Origin of the sequence: Oscillatoria sp. FACHB-1407 (assembly GCF_014697545.1) — a bacterium.
Classification (GTDB): domain Bacteria; phylum Cyanobacteriota; class Cyanobacteriia; order Elainellales; family Elainellaceae; genus FACHB-1407.
Window position 1 is genome coordinate 109449 of sequence record NZ_JACJSA010000021.1, and the last position, 17754, is coordinate 127202.

Below are 17754 nucleotides of genomic sequence, written 5' to 3' on the forward strand. Positions count from 1 at the left end.
CCACTGTTGTTGATTCAGGTCGCTCCTTTGCCACAGATGCAGCCTCTCTAGAGGCAGCGGCCCCTTCTCGCTCTAAGCCAGCCCGCATCTTCCGCATCATTCCAGGGATGACCCAAACTGACATTGACCTCGTGATCGAGGCGATCTACTGTCAGGTGATGGATGTGTTTGCAGGTCAGGTGCCCAGTGAGTTCCGATTAACCGATTTGGAACATCAACTCCAGACCGGGGAGATTTCGGTTCGGGCATTTGTGCGAGCCTTGGCAAGCTCTGAAGCCTACAGTCAGCGGTTCCACACCCCCTATCCTCAAGAAAAAGGAGTGGAATTCCTCTTCCGTCACTTGCTGGGACGTGCCCCTGCGACTCAAGCTGAGATCAGCCAATACGAGACGTTGTTGACTGAAGGTGGCTTGACAGCAGCTGTGGAAACCATGGTAAACAGCCCTGAATACATCCGTTACTTCGGTGAAGATGGGGTTCCTTACCAGCGTTTCTCAAGCCTCTCGATCTAACCGTGAGACAACACCTTCTTTTTAGAGGGTGTTTATAACTCACCTCATTACTACTAGAGCTGAAGCTTTTCCAGGAAGGCTTCAGCTTTTTTCATGCATCGACAACAAATTGGGCTAGATGACACCAAATCAAATGGTGTTCAAGACAGATATCGGTAGGGGCAGGTTTTGCAGATAAGTGCTTGGGTTTGCCGTTAGTAAACAGCTAAACCCGCCCCTACGAGCGTCCGCATTTGCACTGGAAACCATTTAAAGTGGTATGACAAAGTCTGACTGGGACACAGCTTCCCAAATCCCCTTCTATTCACTGTCTCGACAGTTGCTACATAACGTTAATTTAGGTGAAATAAAATCCCCAATCCAGTTGTGAATTGGGGATCTAAATTTAATCTAAATTCAATCTATAGTCGTTGAATCGGCTTGAGCTTACAGATCTCCTCGGATCTCCTGCACAACACCATCCTTCAGCAACACTTCAACTTGCATCTTGCGAATTAAGTTGTCTCCAGTTTCAATCCGGAAAAACCCTTCAATCTGACCCTGACCCACTTCCTGATCCATCTCTAACAGTTGCACTTGTTGTAACTGTTGCAAAATCTGGTTTTTCTGTTCCAGAATTTCGCTTTTCTTTTGATTGACTTGAACCTGGATATTCGTGATCTGTTGGGTAACGGCTGGGTTAGCAGGTTGATTAGCTTGCTTTTGAACCTCAGCCGCCATCCGCTGGCCTTGTGCCTCAAGTTGCTGGAGTTGGTTATCCAGTTGGTTGATTTGATTCTGGAGTTGTTGTTGTACCTCCTCTTTCCAGCGAGGGGTAACAACAACTTTGACGTTAACGGCTCGTTTTAAGAGCAAATGAGGTTTGGAAGCATCCATGAGCGATTTTAGTACGGGTGCGTTTAAGCAAACATGTCGTCGATCATACCGCGATAGCGATCCGTCACAACGGCACGACGAATTTTTAGCGTCTGCGTCAACAAACCATTGTCAATCGTGAACGCCTCTGAGAGCAAACGGAAGGGACCAATGCGGTCGTCTGCGCGATACCCCGGTCGATTTTTGACCTCACGGTTGAGTTCCTGTCGATATAGCTCCTGCACAGCAGGGTGTTGTAAATCAACACTGCCATCCGGTAACAACGGCACATTTTGAGCCTGTGCCCATTGCGCCAGTGCTTCCAGATTGGGGACGATGAGCGCACCGAGCGATCGCTGATCTTGCCCCACCAGCATAATCTGATCAATGTATACACTGCGTAAACAGGCGTCTTCAATTGGTTGCGGTTCGATATTTTCACCATTGGTTAAGACGATCGTGTCTTTAGCCCGTCCGGTGATGATCAAATCCTCTCGCTCGGTAACCCACCCCAAATCTCCTGTGTCAAACCAGCCTTCGGGATCGATCGCCTTTGCGGTTGCCTCTGGGTTCTTATAGTATCCCTGCATCACCTGAAGTCCCCGAATTAACACCAACCCTTGTTTGCCTGTCGGCACAGGTTGACGGGTTTCTGGATCGACGATGCGCGTCTCGGTATGGGGCAGCGGTTGACCGTCGCCACCGCGCAGATTACGCCAGGGACGACGCACATGGGTAATTGGAGAGGTTTCGGTTAAGCCGTAGCCACCCAGAATTGGGATACCGACCGCCTCAAAAAAGTCTTCCAGGTGTTCTGCGATCGACCCCCCACCGCTAACTACATACTTAATGGCTCCTCCGGTTCCCTCGCGCACCTTACGATAAACCAGGCGATCGCCCACCTGATGCACCGCCCACAACGCCGCTATTTGAGCAACGGCTCCCACCTTCTCTAACACCGATGGCTTCAGGTTCTCTAAACTCAACCCCTGTACAATGCGCCGTGCCTGAACATACTGCAAACTCTTACCAACAAAGAAGTCTACGAGTTTCTGCTTCTTGGCAGGTTGTTCACGAAACTGTTTTTGCACCCCTTCATAGATCGACTCCCACAAGCGGGGCACACCCACCATGTAGTGCGGCTGAAAGTCTTTCAGATCCTTTTTGACGTGACGAATATTGGTGTAGATCTGGGTGCATCCGTGAGCAAAGATGAAATATTCAAAAGTGCGCTCGTAGCAGTGCCAGATGGGGAGAATGCTGAGGACGCGATCGCCCGGTTGCAGTTTCACCACAGCAGCGGCTCCGGCAATTTGTGACAACAGATTGCTGTGGTTGAGCATCACACCTTTGGGTTTGCCAGAGGTGCCAGAGGTATACATCAGCGTTGCCAGGGTGTCGCGTCGCCGATGGGCAGGCTTGAGGGTATGAGTCGCCCCCAATTCTAGAACCTGCTGAAAAGATAGGATTTCCAAACCATCAGACGATTCGACAGGTTCATCCGACAAGACCACGACAAAGCGAATCGGCAGGGAGGATAGCTGGGCAGCGACTTTTTTGAGGGTGGCTTTGTCCTGCACCACCAGAGTAATACTATCGCTGTGCTCCAAAATAAACGCTAACTCTTCCGCATCAGCTTGTGATCCCCGCACCACATCGATCGCCCCAACGGTCATAATGCCCTGATCCGCGATCAACCAACGAGGGCTGTTATCTGAAAATAGGGCGACGTGTTCGTCGGGTCGAATCCCCAATGCTTGCAAACCACTGGCAAACTGCTGGATCTGCTGATACAGCTCAGCATAGGTCAGCTTGATCTCAGGTTTGACATGCGGATCATGGAGGGCAACGGTTGAGGCAGTCACTGGAGAACGTGCCAACAGTGCCCACAATTCAGAAATGGCTTGCACTTGGTCATAGGCGATCGCTCCGGGTGAGGTTGTGCGATCGCTGAGTTGAGCAACCGAAGCATTGGGAGAAACCGAGCCAACCATAGATTTTCTAATGGAAGTGTAAGGGGTTATGTTTAATACCCTACTGCTTAGAGCGTTAAAATAGGCACTGTTTGGGGACAGAAAACTATCCGTCTGTTTCAATCAATTGACCAATGAAGAGGTATCAATGCCAAAAGCAGTTTGGAACGGCGTTGTTGTAGCCGAAAGTGACCAGTGCGAAGTCGTCGAGGGTAATCAATATTTCCCTCCAGATTCCATCAAATCCGAATATTTCAAGCCCAGCGATACCCACTCGACCTGCCCCTGGAAAGGGGTCGCCAGCTATTACAACCTTGAGGTCAATGGGCAAGTCAATAAAGATGCTGCCTGGTATTACCCCACTCCTAAAGACGCCGCTAAAAATATCACGGGTTACATTGCGTTTTGGCGCGGAGTCAAAGTCGAAGTCTAATCCCGGTTTTGGTTAAGCGTCTGACCTCTAATTCACCTGAGTTTCGGGTCAGGATTTTAGCGGTTGAAACCGCAGCTATGCGAGCAAAACGGTAGTGTTTCAAATCTGTTGCTACTGCCCCCCGGCTGTCGCCCTTAGTAAGGGCTACCGTGTACACGCAAGTCTTTATAACCCCCTACATCCCCCAATTTTGGGGGACTTTGAACCTTTGTCAAAGGTCTTGACCCGATCAGAAGCACCCGTGCTGGGAACCGATGCGAAGCGCGCTTTTGGTTTCACCGAAACACCTTCTGCTAGGGGACTTGGGGGAGGCAGTGGCGTCCCCCAATGGGGGTTTGGGGGATTCTCCCCTAATGCCTGGTTCTCGAACTCACGGCAGTCATCGAGTGTCCCATTGACAAAGCAAAAATGTGTGTACACCGTAGCTTGATAAGAGGGACTACAGGGGGTTCTTATAGAGGCTGTCAACCGCTTTAGCACACCATCAGTAGCTCCTCCCCGGTCACTACCAGTCACCTGCGCTAGCGACTAATACCTGAACTGCGAACCCAGGTTGGGGTCTGCCAAATACCCGTGAGCGGTAGGATGTCAGGTTGATCCCCAAAAATGGGTACACTTTTTGAGGATCATGTTAGTATTATATGTTTGCAACTGAGTTACCCCATGTGGCAAGATTCCCCTTTTGTCACCTCGGAATGGAAGTAACCGTGCTTGCATCAGGCTGTTTCGTGTTTTCGTTTGCAAATTGATGTTTGCAACAGGGCAGCGATCGCGTGTGACTACAACCTACGCGATCTCCATCATGACCCTGTATCTCGTTTAATCCGGATTGAACCCCACTCCGCGAGGAATGAGGTCACAGTCTGATAAAATCTCTGCTGAATCAATCCCATCCCTGTGAGGGTAATGCAACTGAATCAACCACCCGCTCCGTCCACTTCTGTTTTACTGGAAACCTTGCCAGACCCCGGCTATCCAGATGAGGTTTGTCCCCGTCGGGCACGGTTACAGCTTGATCTATTACTATTGGCGATCGAAGCTTTAGATTTGGGTGGCTCTGAAGCCTTGCTGGTGGTCGCCAAAGATTTACAACTTCAGGAAATCGTCAAAAATCGCGTCACGTTGTGGCAACTCAGAAGCAGCAACCCGCTCAGACGCAGTAGCAGTCAGCGGCGCGTCTTGACCCTGAAGGAAGCGAAAGCCCTGGTTCTGATCTCTTGCCATCTGGCACGTCGCTTGACTGTTTTGATTCGCCAGCTACTTCTGGCTTACGAAAAGCTCAACGAAAAGCAACTCTCCCCCGAACATCACTATCGCTTGTCGGACTATTTAGAGCGATTTCGAGCACATTTTCGGGCGCGGATGAACCCCAAACGAGCCGCTATCATGGCATACAACACCAACGAAAAGCTTGACCAGTTAGCTTTGACTCTGCTGGGGCAACTGCTATTTTGCACAGGCACCTCCGGTCCACAGCGGCTCTGGATCAGTTTGTTTGATGGAGAAGTGGCATGACCATTAAACGTCAGTACAGTCTGCCCAACTGTAAGCTTATTGTCGAAGGCGTTGGTGAAGAGAACCTCACAATCGGTGCACCTCGTCCCCTGCTATCGATGGTGGTCAATGTAGAGTGCCACTTCGTTGGGCATGAAAAACCGCTGGTGGGTGGACAAACGTTTTTAACCAGCTTAGTCAACGCAACAACCGAGTACGCACAGGAATATCTCAGTGGGATTCGCCATCCTACTCCATCCGTCGGCGCATCTGAAGGGGTGAAAATTCAGCGGGTTGAACCAGATACACATCGCCTGGTGATGTACCCTGAACCGATTGCTGAAATGCCTTCTGCTGCTGAATCCATTCAAGTTGACCTCCAGACCGTGCAACTGTTTGATCTCGTGGAGGCGATCGACCAATTGTGTGCCGATACACAAACGCTGCCTGACCTGTCTCTCAAGCTCAATCCTCTATCCAGACGCTACATCGTCTCGCAAGAGCCAATCACCAAACGAGCTGTACCTGCGGCGATCGGGGCTTCTGGTTTGGCCGTCGCCGCGGCTCTCCTATTTATGATTCCGGTGCCAGAGGTGCGTCGTCCAGAGCCCACTCAAGGTGAAGCGACACAAGAATCACCGATCGCCTCTCCAGCAGGTGCAGGTTCCCCAGACCCCACTGCAACGGGTTCGCCAGAGCCAACCTCCAGCCCAGAGGCAGTTGGTGCGACAACAGGTAGCCCAGATGCATCCAGTCCAGAGCCTTCTCCAGAGGCAGCCGAGACAGGCGGCGAGACAGCCGCTGCTGACCCAACGGGTGCTAGCGTGCTGGACGCTGCACCTGCGATTACCGATGCAGATCAGATCAGTGATTTGACTGGGAATCTGCGAGATCAGTTAGATGAAGCCTGGAGAAATAACCCAGACTTTCCCGAAGACCTGGTTTATCGGGTGGGGGTTGCCGCAAACGGTGACATTTTGGGCTTTGACTACGAAAATGATGCAGCGGTTCAATATCGCGACCAGGTGCCTTTACTAGATCTGTTGTATAACCCAACCGATACTCCTACCGATGAGCCGATCGCCGATTTTCGAGTGGTGTTCACTACAGGAGGTCGGGTGGAGGTGAGTCCGTGGAACGGTCGCCCGAATGCTGAAAGCCCGACCCCTAGCCCTTAGGAGATTTCCAGGAAACAAAATACCTGTAAGGGCATTTCGCGAAACGCCCCTACCCAAAACCGACTGGTAGATTCTTTCTCAGAAATCTCCTTAATACCTAATCTTTGATACCTCATATAGCAATCCTATTTGATTTGTGAAAAAAGCTGTTTGTGAAAGTGCCCGCCCAAAGGGCGGGCACTTTCACAAACGATTTAGGATCGCTATAGATCTCCAGCATTTTGAAAATGCCGGAGATCTCAAGGGGGTTAGCGATGGGCTTGTGGTCCTGCCCAGACGTTGGTCACGGTCTGTCCAAAGGTGACGGGTTGATCTTCGATCGCCGCGATCGTCTGTCCCGTAAAATCGACTGCCCACAAATTCCACGTTTCATCGCCAATTTGCCCAGCCCGAAACAAAACGCGATCGGGGTTCGTTTGACTCCAGCCCAACAAAATGGCGTTGCTGTATTGCACCCCACTGGGGGCGATCGTGCGAATGCGGTTGGTCTGACGCTCCCATACGACCGCAAAATCGGAGGCGATGTCGGTGCCAAAAAGGGATTCAAACTCGCGTGCCAGGATGCGATCGCCTGAAGCAGACCACGCCACTGGAATCAAAATCGCAATCATCCCGGCTCGTTGCGGTTCCCGGTTGGGCATAAACGGATTATCGGCAAATGGCGAAGCAGCAGTTACCGTCTGTAAATCCCCGGTTCTTAAATTTTCAACAAACAACACGCTGTTCACCCGACTGTGTGTAAAGTCGGGCATGACCTGCATTTGAATCCGACTATAGGCAGCAAATTGACCATCAGGTGAGATTAATGCCTGAGTGCGATAGTATCGAAGCTTGGGAGTGGACGCCCCGTTGCCCTCGTCTTGGGTGGCTAAAACCCAATTCCAGGGGATGGGGTAGGGGCTATTGAGCGGATCGAGCTGAACAGAGTGCTGCGTCATGTCAGGTTCAGGGGCAAGGTCAGGTTCAGGAACGGGATCAGATTCAGGGGCAAGGCCAGGTTCAAAAACCCGGTCAGGTTCAGGAACCATTTCAGATGAATGGGGGACGGACTGATCAGTAGTAACAGATTCAGAATCCGCTAACGCAGACCCGGAATGCTTGAACGGAGAAAATAGTAGCCCCAATGGCAATGACCAAATCGCAGCGATTAGCAAACAAGATGATTGTCGAAACAACCATCCCGCAGGTGATGTTGCGTGGCGCATGACGAGAACCTCTTTAAAGAATCGGTTGAGTGTGAGCAGCAGCGCCAGCTCGGCAGTAAAATCCTTTGTGTTCTTTTATGTATAGCAAGTGATTGGGCATCAAAACAGGAACTCTGTAAGTTTTTAACAGACTTAAACAAGTGATAACCTTTGTAGGGTCAATCTATGGCTAAAACTTCACCAACCTCAACTCATGACCCCGCTGTAACACCTAAGCCGCACCCTATACGTTCCTTTTTAGTCCTGGTGTTTCGGTTGTTGCTCCTGGGGATCGGTGGAGGATTTGCCGCCCTGTTGGGAATAGCGATCGCCCAGTTTCGTCCAGCATCAGCCCCCAGTGAACCGTTGGCTGCGCGGCTTTTTCGGCAATCGACTCAAATTCTGCAACAGACCCAGCGGGGATCTCCGGTTTCAACCGATCCCCAAACGGCGGAGACGCCCACCACAACTCCTGCCTCTCCCTCGGCGATCGTCACTGCGGATGCAGATGCCCTGACCTTTACCCTGCCGAGCGATGCTTTATTTGAAACCAATCAGACGGCATTGCGCCCTGATGCTCAGTCAATCTTGAACGGGATTCAACAAGATCTGCAACGGTATCCAGGTGCGGTCGTGCGTATCGCATCCCACACGGCCTCAGCCACCCCACCTGACGCCAGCAATGCAGCAAGAGATCGCAGTCGCTCCCTCGCGCAAGCACAAACCATTGAAACCTATCTGTCAGATACCTTGGGCGATCGCTATCACTGGGTCAGCATCGGATACGGTAGCACGCGCCCCCTCGTCCCAAATGATAGCCCACTCAACCAGCAAAGCAACCGCCGTATTGAGATTACAGTCGAGCCGTAGTGTTGCGCATGAGGGCAATCTTAAGATCCTAAAATAGCTCTGATTGTTTGATCTCCATCCCCTCTGTCAACCAGGGGGCACCCATATTTGCCCATGAGACTCGTTTTTTTTGGAACCCCAGACTTCGCCGTACCCAGCCTCAAAACCCTGTTGAGCCATCCTGAGTTTGAGGTGTTAGCAGTGGTGACTCAGCCCGACAAACGACGGGGACGGGGCACGGAGTTGTCACCTTCACCCGTCAAGGCGATCGCCCTGGAGCACAACCTGCCTGTGTGGCAACCGCAACGCATCAAAAAAGATGCCGAAACGTTGCAGCAGTTGCGAGATGCCAATGCAGATGCCTTTGTGGTGGTTGCCTACGGGCAAATTTTATCCCAAGAGATTTTAGACATGCCCCGGTTGGGTTGCATCAATGCCCACGGGTCACTCTTACCCGATTACCGGGGAGCCGCACCGATTCAATGGAGCATCTATCATGGTGAAACCGAGACGGGCATCACCACTATGTTGATGGATGCAGGCATGGATACGGGGGCGATGTTAATCAAAGCAACCACCCCGATTGGCTGGATGGACACCGCCTGGGACTTAGCAAAGACCCTATCGGCGATCGCGGCTGATGTCTTAGTCGAAACCCTGATCAAATTAGATCAGCAAGCGATCGACCCCATTCCTCAAGATCACGAGCAAGCCACCTACGCACCGCTGATCAAGAAAGAAGACTATCCGTTGGACTGGAACCGGGGGGCGATCGCGCTCCATAATCAAATTCGGGGGTTCTATCCCAACTGTGTGACAACCTTTCGGGGAAATGCGCTAAAAGTGACACATACCCTTCCCCTCAACCAACCCGACGCCCTGACTCCAGAACTACAAGCTGAGCGCGATCGCCTCACCTGGGATCAAACAGCTACTCCTGGAACGGTGGTTGCCGTACTCAAAAATCACGGATTGATTGTGCAAACCGGAGATGGACTCCTGTTGCTGACTGAGGTACAACTGGCAGGAAAGCGATCGCAGTCCGGGTGGGATTTTGTCAACGGCACTCGATTAACCGTTGGCGAGACGTTCAGTTGAGTGTGATGAAGTGATTCAACATGCAAAAACATCTCATCTGGCTAGATGAGATACCGAATCGGCTGTCAGCCCATAGCCGACTATTGACTCTTTAATCGAGCTAACATGTCATCAAAGCGGGCTTGAGCCACAGCAACTGTTTCAGCCATGCCTGGATCAACGCCATTGGTTTCCGCAGCGGGTTTGTCTTTGTCCTCTCCCAACTGCTTCACCGTGCCGCGCAGTCGATGCGACAACATGATGGCTAACGCCCGATAAAAGCGGCAGCCAAACGCAATATCTTGTTTCAGCTTTTCGGCAAGCTGAGTTCGAGGAATCGAGAGCACCAGGCAATTTTCCAAGGTTTGCACTGTTGCCGACGGAGGACGAGAATCGACGAATGACATCTCCCCGACAACCTCACCGCTCGACAATCGAGCGACCTCCCGTCCCGTCATCGCTGAAATTGAAACAACCAGAGTCCCTTCTAACAAGATATAGAGCGTGTCAACGGGTTTACCCTCGTGAATGAGGATCGTCCCCGCAGAAACATCCTGCTTACTACCAACCTGAATTAACCAATTAATATCCTCGTCATCCAACTCACTCAAAATGAACAGGACTTTCTTCATAAATAAATTCCTTACGCAAAGTTGTGCTGGTAGACCCAAGTTTTGTCCATCCCTTAGCAACCCTGATTGCATTCGCTTCTGGTATGGCAACCGCCATCACTTACCAGAGGAATGCGACTGTCGAAAGCACCCGATGAGTAGTAAGCCTATCTTTTTATACCAACATTACCGAAGCACGTCATGATAATTCTTGGATAATCTCGGATCTTATCGTGATGCCCCTGCTGCTTAATCCGGCTGTTGTTAGACCTGTCTCCATCCTATGACTCTTTTTGACCAACATCGTCAACAACTTGTGGAAACAGAAGCACCGCTGGCAGCACGAATGCGTCCCCGGACTCTGGATGAGTTTATCGGACAAGACCACATTATTGGGCAGGGGCGGTTGTTGCGGCGAGCCATTCAAGCAGATCAGTTGTCGTCGCTGATCTTCTACGGTCCTCCGGGCACGGGCAAAACCACACTGGCACAAATCATTGCCAATACAACCCACGCCCACTTCATCTCAATCAATGCGGTTCTGGCAGGGGTGAAAGAGATCCGGGAGGCGATCGCCACTGCTCAAGAACAACGCGGCATGTATGGTCGGCGGACGATTTTGTTTGTCGATGAAGTGCATCGCTTCAACAAAGCCCAACAGGATGCCCTGTTGCCCTGGGTCGAAAATGGCACAGTGATCCTGATTGGAGCCACTACCGAAAATCCCTACTTTGAAGTCAACAAAGCCCTCGTCAGTCGATCGCGCCTGTTTCAACTCAAACCCCTAACAGACGCTGATTTAAATGACATTATTGACCAGGCTCTTAAAGAGAAAAGTCGCGGTTACGGACACCTCAACATTCAGGTTGATTCAGACGCTCGCGCTCACCTGATCAACGTGTCAAACGGCGATGCACGAGCCCTGCTAAATGCACTGGAACTGGCAGTCGAAACTACCCCTGCTGATGCCATGGGACTGGTTCACATCACCCTGGCGGTTGCTGAGGAATCGATTCAACAGCGGGCAGTGCTCTACGACAAAGAAGGAGACGCCCATTTTGATACGATCAGTGCCTTTATTAAAAGCATCCGAGGATCAGACCCCGATGCTGCACTGTATTGGTTAGCCCGTATGGTGTATGCCGGAGAAGACCCCCGGTTTATTTTTCGGCGGTTGCTGATCCTGGCGAGTGAAGATGTGGGGTTAGCCGATCCGCAGGCGGTAGCGGTGGTGAATGCCTGTGCTCAAGCCTTTGATCGGGTGGGAATGCCAGAGGGACGCTATCCCCTGGCGCAGGCGACGCTGTATCTGGCAACCACTCCCAAATCAAACAGCGTCATGGGCTTCTTTGATGCTTTAGCGGCGATCGAACGGGAACGCGAGGAAGACGTGCCGTTGCACTTGCGGGATGCCAATCGAGACAAAGACCTGGGACATGGCAAAGGTTATCTCTATCCCCACTCCTATCGAGAGCACTGGGTGGCTCAACAATATTTACCCGGCAGTTTGCAGGGGCAGGTGTTTTATCAACCGTCCGATCAGGGCTATGAGGCACAGATTCAGCAGTCAGTGGCGCAACGTCGGGAGGCACAGTTGGCGGCTCTGGTAGAAGGAGTTGGAGTGGCGTTGCCAGAAGTTCTGACGTTTAGCCCGACAAACTCGGCTCAAGACCGATGGTTGCAGCGTACGCTGAGTCAAATGGGCGATCGCCTGGGTGAGGTGCGCGATCGCCTGTTTGTGCTGGCAAACCCCCAACGGCATCACCTAATTTTGGATCTGAATGCTGGTAGTGGGTTACTCACCTGGGAAGCCACCCGTCGCACTCCCGAAGGTGGGGTCTATGCCTGTGTTCACAACCCAACGGATGCAGCGGCATTACAAGAACAGGCGATCGCACTACCAGAGTTGTCGCGTCCCGTAATCTTGCAATTAACCCTACGAGAGTTACCCACCTATCTAGCAAAAGCCTCATTAAAGTTCGATCGCATGGTGGGACGCAATGCCTTGTTTCATGAACCGGATCAAGGGACTGTGCTCCAAAACCTGATGACCGGGCTGCATTCTGATGGAGCCATCGTTTTGGCAGAAACGTTGCCTCGCTATACTCAGCGGTTGTATCAACTGATTGATGCTGCATCACTGGGTACCCGGCTCTACAAACAACTGGTTGCAGCGGAAGAAGCAATTTATACCAGTAGCGATAATCCAGTTATGAACTGGGATGTCGAGGACTGGCGATCGCACCTCAAAGCCCTCGCTTTGCAAGCCACCGTTCAACTGGAGCAGACTCAAACCGAACTTCGCATTACTCCGACTCTGTTACAACGGTGGTTTAGTGTCGGACAAAAACGGCCCAGCTATTTAGATTACCTGGCAAAAACACTCACTGATACAGAATTAACTCAGGTTCGTGATCAGTTTATGCAACAGTTGCGGGATCAAGTCGTGCCATGGTCAGGGGCGATCGCCTTCATCCACATCACCGCTTCACATCACATCGGCTCGTCAAATCACGGCAGCTCTTTGCGCAAGGCAAAAGGCAGAGGGCAGAAAGCAGAGAATTGACGTTCTTTGCAGCCTCAGCACTCAGCACTTTGCTATGTCCGCATTCAGCAATACCCTCAATTTGTACTACAGCCCATCTCATCCATCACGTCAGTAACTCAACCGAATGTGTTGCCCTGATTGTTACACAACTCATTTTGATCCAATCTTTCTTTTTGAACTTAATTCTTATTGGCTTGTTTTAGTTCATATCAAAAACTTTTATTTCTTAAGATTGATTTTATAAATCAACTCTTTCATTGCTCAAATCCTTACCTGTTACTGCATTTAAGGTTCGGTAAACCTCACCTCAAGTTTGTTAGAAATACCAGCGATCCCGACTGATTACTTGTCAGGCTGAAGATCTACAAGTCACCTCCATCAACGGTTTCAGACGTCTCTCTATCGAAAGGGATAAGGATCGGTTATCCACAATTGTGTAATTCTTCAGCTAGATGAAGATTTGAAAAAGATCCTATAGAATCGTAGGAAATTTTTTACATTTCCTTTAATTTCCCCAGGAGGTTTTTATGCGGATTGCCCAAGTTTCCCCTTTGTGGGAGCGTGTGCCTCCTCCGGCATACGGCGGCACTGAACTGGTCGTTAGTTTGTTAACCGATGAACTGGTTCGGCGCGGTCATGATGTCACTCTGTTTGCCTCTGGTGACTCTATTACGCTTGCCAATTTAGAAGCGGTTTATCCTCGCGCTATGCGCCTTGATCCCAACGTCAAAGAACCTGCCATTTATGAGATGTTGCAGTTGAGTCAGGTGTTTGAGCGAGCGGATGAGTTTGACATTATTCACTCTCATATGGGTTGTGCGGCATTGCCCTATACTCGTTTAGTCAAAACGCCAACTGTGCATACAATGCATGGCATCTTTACACCCGATAACGAAAAGATGTTTATGCACGCCAAAAACCAGCCCTATGTCAGTATTTCAGATTCACAGCGCGAACTAAGGTTAGGGTTAAATTACGTCGCAACGGTATATAACGGCATAGATGTTGATAGTTATAAATTTCATGAAAAACCCCAAGAGCCGCCCTATTTAGCATTTTTGGGGCGGCTTTCACCTGAGAAGGGGGCACATATTGCCATTGAAATTGCGAAACAATCAGGCTTTCAACTCAAAATGGCAGGCAAAGTCGATGTCGTCGATGTGGACTATTACGAGGAACAAATTAAGCCCCATATTGATGGTGAGCAAATTCAGTTTTTAGGAGAAGCAAACCACGCCAAAAAGAATGCATTGATGGGTGGAGCGATCGCCACACTTTTCCCAATCACCTGGCGCGAACCATTTGGGTTGGTCATGGTAGAGTCAATGGCATCGGGAACCCCAGTGATTGCAATGGAACTGGGATCAACGCGAGAAGTTATTAACCATGGTGAAACTGGATTTTTGTGTCACTCTGTCCATGAATGCGTTGAGGCAGTGAGCAAGATTTCTCAAATCAGTCGTTTGACATGTCGTCAACACATCGAGCGCAACTTTAGTGTGGCGCGTATGGTGGATGGCTATGAAGCGGTTTATCAACAACTGATCGAGAGCCGTTTTGCCAAAAATGGACACCTCCACAGCCCAGTCGGAGCTAAGCGCGATCGCCCCTTCTAAAGCAGTCTTTACGACAGATCGTTGCCCCGAACCGATCTCCCCCAGTCCCCCTGATTGAGGCTACGGTGTCCACACAGCTTTGCTTTGTCAATGAGACACTCAGTTACTCAATCTTGGGGGGTGTAGGGGGCTATAAAGCCTTGTGGGTACACAGTAGCTTAAAAGGGAAGAATTTCGGAAACCTCTCTTGACTAGGGTTTGGGGATCGAACTGCGTCAGCCTGGTGGTATGACTCGTTGATGTGTATTCCGTGAGATCTCCCAAACCTTCTTCTAACAACTGACGGGGTGACTCAAAATTAAAAAATTATTTTCTTTCAAACCAATCACGAGCGTTTTTTTCGGTTTCTGCAAATCTACATTGAATATTTAAGATTTGAGCTCAACCTTTCGCTGGTAAACCGTTTAAAACAGTAATTGCCCTATAGCTGAGAATATCCTTTACTGAGCTATGCCCGATGTCATTGAGTTGGACGGTAAGATTTTTGTCCCTGTGGAGCAACTCCCCTATCCGGAGTGGCCCTGTGTTGCCAGCGAAAGACCACAGCCCATTTTGACGCTAAAAGACGATGATCTGTTTTTGATTACCGACACCTTAGGTAACATTGCAGGCTCTGTCGAGACTGGAACGAAAACAAGTTTGGGATTGTTTTGTCAGGATACGCGATTTCTCAGCCGACTAGAGCTACAAATCGAAGGGCGATCGCCCACACTTCTTAGCAGCAATGCGGACAAAGGGTTTGCCCTATCCGTGTTATGCGCGAATCCAACGATTGAGAACCGCATTCCGGCAGAAACCGTTGGGATTCGCCGAGAAATCGTGCTGAATGGAGGCTTGTTTGAAGAGCTAACCATTACCAACTACAGCACTCGACCCGTCACGTTTGAACTCAGTCTCAGCTTTGATGCTGATTTCATCGATCTGTTTGAGGTGCGCGGATTTCACCGTGAACATCGCGGGCGGTTGCTTCGACCCGTGCCACCCCAGAGCAGCCATGCAACAAAAGAGCACCCGACTGAAGCAACGGAGTTTGATGGAGAAGCAGTTGCCACTGAACAGGACGGCACGCCCCAAAATCCAACCTGGATGGTTGAGCAAACTCCCTTACCAGAAGAATTAGTGATGGCATATCAGGGGTTAGATGGCTCTCTGATGGAGTCGCACATTCAGTTTCACCATTTGCAACCCAGTCACCTCAAAGGCACAACTGCCATTTGGCAATTGCAGCTTGACTCCCATGAAACCCAACAACTGGGTTATCGGTTGGTCATGATGACCAACAACCGCATGACTTCTGCGGTCAGTGCGCCTGTAACGCTGATTCAAGCGAAAGCCGCAGAGTTGCTAGAGGAAAAAAACTGGTGTGAGCAGGTAACGCGCATCCAATCTGACAACAAAGCGTTTAATCAGGTGTTAGAGCGTGCCGAACAAGATCTCTATCTGTTGCGGCAGAGCTTTGGTAAACATAAGGTGCTGTCAGCAGGAGTTCCCTGGTTTTCAACACTGTTTGGACGGGACTCCATCATCTCTGCCTCTCAAACGTTGATGATTGATCCGGCGATCGCCCGTGAAACATTAACCGTGTTAGCCCACTATCAAGGCAAAACCTTTGACGATTGGCGCGAGGAGGAACCCGGCAAGATTTTGCATGAGTTGCGCCTGGGTGAAATGGCACGCTGTCAGGAGGTGCCCCATACGCCCTATTACGGCACGGTGGATGCAACACCTCTGTGGCTCATGTTGTACGCCGAATATTACGCCTGGACGCACGATCGCGAAACTCTCGATCGCCTGTGGAACAATGCCCTCGCGGCAATGGAGTGGATCGATCGCAACTGCGAGGAAACCGGATATCTCAGCTATAACCGCCGCTCTAGCCGGGGTCTGGTGAACCAGGGTTGGAAAGATTCGGGCGATTGCATTGTCGATCGCAATGGTGAATTAGCCACAGGGGCGATCGCCCTGTGTGAAGTGCAAGGGTATGTCTACGCTGCTAAAGTGCGGTTAAGTGAGATCGCCCGCATGAAGAAACGCCTCGACTTAGCCGATCGCTGGCAAGAAGAAGCGCATGACCTGAAAGTGCGGTTTAACCGAGACTTTTGGCTACCTGACCAGGGTTATTGTGCATTAGCACTTGACGGAGAGGGCAAACCCGTAGACAGCATCACCTCCAATCCAGGGCACTGTCTGCATTTGGGCATTTTGTTACCAGAACACGCTCGCAGCGTCGCTGAACGACTACAAGCTCCTGATATGTTTAACGGATGGGGCATTCGCACGCTCAGCAGTCTTTCCCCTGCTTACAACCCGATGGGCTATCACATCGGCTCGGTGTGGCCCCACGACAACGGGTTGATTGCGATGGGGTTGCGATCGCTCGGTCTGGTGGATCAAGCTCTGGAGGTGTCTCAAGGCATCATCGACATGACCCTACAACAACCCTATCAGCGTCCTCCGGAGTTGTTCTGTGGATATGAGCGAGTGGGAGACAACAGCCCCGTGCAATATCCAGTTGCTTGTACGCCTCAAGCCTGGGCGACGGGAACCATCTTTCAACTCTTGCAAATGATGGTGAATCTCGTTCCGGATGCGGCAAACAATTACCTGCGGATCATCGACCCGGCTCTGCCAGAATCACTGCATTGTTTGTCATTGCATAACCTGCGCATTGGTCAGACATTAATTGACCTGGAGTTTGAACGCTCAAATGGTACAACCGCCTGTCGCGTCACCAAAAAACGGGGCAACCTGCGAGTGGTGATTGAGGCGTGATTCAAAGGCAAACCTATATAGCAACTGTCGCGACAGTTAATACAAGGGGGGACTGCCAGGGGTTCCACTCCTGCACCCCGCCCTAACCAAACCCTCGGTTGCTATAGATTTAATTTCCATTCCTGAGAAGCTCAAAAAATTTTGCCAAACTGTCCTGATAAAACGGGCGATCGCACGTACAAAGGAATGGTAGATGCACCCTGATTACAGCCTCCGGTTCACCCCGGAGGTTTTTTGTTGGCACCATCACCTTATATAGCCCTCCGCATATGCATTAGGACATAAGGGGGTGTGGGGGCTGCACCCCAGCCAGGGGTTCCACCCCTGCACCCCGTCCTCACCTTAGTGAGTACTGCTATACCAATTTGAATTGTGAAGGCGATGAATGCTTGTACAGGTTTGGCACTGCCAAATCCCTCCCCAACGCTGATTTGTCCATAAAACCTTTTAAATCGGTATAAGAACGGGTGTTGCTGAATGTAGGTACGCTTCTTGACAACGCCCCTGCGAAATTCATCCATTAGAGCAGCAACGCCTAAAAACGTAGCGATCGCACCAAAAAACTGTGTGCCTCTTATGAAGCACACAGATCTGGTTCAGTATTGGGTTATAGCCCGTCTTGGATAAATAACGCACAGATTACGAAACTTAT

General features: G+C 50.6%; 12 protein-coding genes and 1 pseudogene. 9 read left to right on the forward strand and 4 right to left on the reverse strand.

Going from position 1 to position 17754, the window contains the following annotated elements; translation table 11 throughout:
• Positions 1-122: 122 nt before the first annotated feature.
• Positions 123-512 (forward strand): annotated as a pseudogene (locus H6G89_RS36485) (phycobilisome rod-core linker polypeptide); the annotation flags it as partial.
• A gap of 426 nt (positions 513-938) precedes the next feature.
• On the opposite strand, the gene H6G89_RS26790 reads toward H6G89_RS36485, so the two are convergent.
• Positions 939-1388: a YlqD family protein gene (locus H6G89_RS26790; RefSeq protein WP_190512361.1), complete on the reverse strand. Its 450-nt coding sequence runs from the start codon at positions 1386-1388 to the stop codon at positions 939-941.
• 23 nt (positions 1389-1411) lie between these two features.
• Positions 1412-3361 (reverse strand): long-chain fatty acid--CoA ligase, encoded by a 1950-nt coding sequence (locus H6G89_RS26795; RefSeq protein ID WP_190512363.1) that lies wholly within the window; start codon positions 3359-3361, stop codon positions 1412-1414.
• A 127-nt stretch (positions 3362-3488) separates the two neighbouring features.
• On the opposite strand from H6G89_RS26795, the gene H6G89_RS26800 reads away from it, so the two are divergent.
• From H6G89_RS26800 to H6G89_RS26810, 3 genes are all read left to right on the forward strand, one after another.
• Positions 3489-3773 (forward strand): DUF427 domain-containing protein, encoded by a 285-nt coding sequence (locus tag H6G89_RS26800; RefSeq protein ID WP_190512365.1) that lies wholly within the window; start codon positions 3489-3491, stop codon positions 3771-3773.
• 906 nt (positions 3774-4679) lie between these two features.
• Positions 4680-5288, forward strand: a complete 609-nt coding sequence (locus tag H6G89_RS26805; RefSeq protein ID WP_190512366.1) for a DUF3038 domain-containing protein — start codon at positions 4680-4682, stop codon at positions 5286-5288.
• On the forward strand, positions 5285-6445 hold the full coding sequence (locus H6G89_RS26810) for a DUF4335 domain-containing protein (RefSeq protein WP_190512368.1): 1161 nt from the start codon (positions 5285-5287) through the stop codon (positions 6443-6445). Before H6G89_RS26805 ends, H6G89_RS26810 begins: the two co-directional genes overlap by 4 nt.
• Before the next feature lie 248 nt (positions 6446-6693).
• Here the strand turns inward: H6G89_RS26810 and H6G89_RS26815 are convergent, their stop codons facing one another.
• Positions 6694-7650, reverse strand: coding sequence for a hypothetical protein (locus H6G89_RS26815; protein WP_242060134.1), 957 nt, complete (start codon positions 7648-7650; stop codon positions 6694-6696).
• Between the two features lie 165 nt (positions 7651-7815).
• On the opposite strand from H6G89_RS26815, the gene H6G89_RS26820 reads away from it, so the two are divergent.
• Positions 7816-8499: an OmpA family protein gene (locus tag H6G89_RS26820; RefSeq protein ID WP_190512370.1), complete on the forward strand. Its 684-nt coding sequence runs from the start codon at positions 7816-7818 to the stop codon at positions 8497-8499.
• Between the two features lie 93 nt (positions 8500-8592).
• Positions 8593-9576, forward strand: a complete 984-nt coding sequence (fmt, locus tag H6G89_RS26825) for a methionyl-tRNA formyltransferase (RefSeq protein ID WP_190512372.1) — start codon at positions 8593-8595, stop codon at positions 9574-9576.
• An 80-nt stretch (positions 9577-9656) separates the two neighbouring features.
• Here the strand turns inward: fmt and H6G89_RS26830 are convergent, their stop codons facing one another.
• Positions 9657-10187: a cyclic nucleotide-binding domain-containing protein gene (locus H6G89_RS26830; protein ID WP_190512374.1), complete on the reverse strand. Its 531-nt coding sequence runs from the start codon at positions 10185-10187 to the stop codon at positions 9657-9659.
• 262 nt (positions 10188-10449) lie between these two features.
• Between H6G89_RS26830 and H6G89_RS26835 the strand changes: the two genes are divergently transcribed.
• From H6G89_RS26835 to H6G89_RS26845, 3 genes are all read left to right on the forward strand, one after another.
• Positions 10450-12732, forward strand: coding sequence for an AAA family ATPase (locus H6G89_RS26835; protein WP_190512383.1), 2283 nt, complete (start codon positions 10450-10452; stop codon positions 12730-12732).
• A 509-nt stretch (positions 12733-13241) separates the two neighbouring features.
• Positions 13242-14330 (forward strand): glycosyltransferase family 4 protein, encoded by a 1089-nt coding sequence (locus H6G89_RS26840; protein WP_190512385.1) that lies wholly within the window; start codon positions 13242-13244, stop codon positions 14328-14330.
• A gap of 450 nt (positions 14331-14780) precedes the next feature.
• Positions 14781-17102 carry an amylo-alpha-1,6-glucosidase gene (locus tag H6G89_RS26845; RefSeq protein ID WP_190512387.1) on the forward strand — a complete coding sequence of 774 codons (2322 nt, stop codon included), beginning with the start codon at positions 14781-14783 and terminating at the stop codon, positions 17100-17102.
• Positions 17103-17754 lie beyond the last annotated feature (652 nt).

Bases quoted from the DNA above. Each gene is read 5' to 3' on its own strand.
- H6G89_RS26815 (WP_242060134.1), bottom strand. From the start codon at position 7,650: ATGCGCCACGCAACATCACCTGCGGGATGGTTGTTTCGACAATCATCT.
- H6G89_RS26835 (WP_190512383.1), top strand. From the start codon at position 10,450: ATGACTCTTTTTGACCAACATCGTCAACAACTTGTGGAAACAGAAGCA.
- H6G89_RS26790 (WP_190512361.1), bottom strand. From the start codon at position 1,388: ATGGATGCTTCCAAACCTCATTTGCTCTTAAAACGAGCCGTTAACGTC.
- H6G89_RS26830 (WP_190512374.1), bottom strand. From the start codon at position 10,187: ATGAAGAAAGTCCTGTTCATTTTGAGTGAGTTGGATGACGAGGATATT.
- H6G89_RS26805 (WP_190512366.1), top strand. From the start codon at position 4,680: ATGCAACTGAATCAACCACCCGCTCCGTCCACTTCTGTTTTACTGGAA.
- H6G89_RS26795 (WP_190512363.1), bottom strand. From the start codon at position 3,361: ATGGTTGGCTCGGTTTCTCCCAATGCTTCGGTTGCTCAACTCAGCGAT.
- H6G89_RS26820 (WP_190512370.1), top strand. From the start codon at position 7,816: ATGGCTAAAACTTCACCAACCTCAACTCATGACCCCGCTGTAACACCT.
- H6G89_RS26840 (WP_190512385.1), top strand. From the start codon at position 13,242: ATGCGGATTGCCCAAGTTTCCCCTTTGTGGGAGCGTGTGCCTCCTCCG.
- H6G89_RS26800 (WP_190512365.1), top strand. From the start codon at position 3,489: ATGCCAAAAGCAGTTTGGAACGGCGTTGTTGTAGCCGAAAGTGACCAG.
- H6G89_RS26845 (WP_190512387.1), top strand. From the start codon at position 14,781: ATGCCCGATGTCATTGAGTTGGACGGTAAGATTTTTGTCCCTGTGGAG.
- H6G89_RS26810 (WP_190512368.1), top strand. From the start codon at position 5,285: ATGACCATTAAACGTCAGTACAGTCTGCCCAACTGTAAGCTTATTGTC.
- fmt (WP_190512372.1), top strand. From the start codon at position 8,593: ATGAGACTCGTTTTTTTTGGAACCCCAGACTTCGCCGTACCCAGCCTC.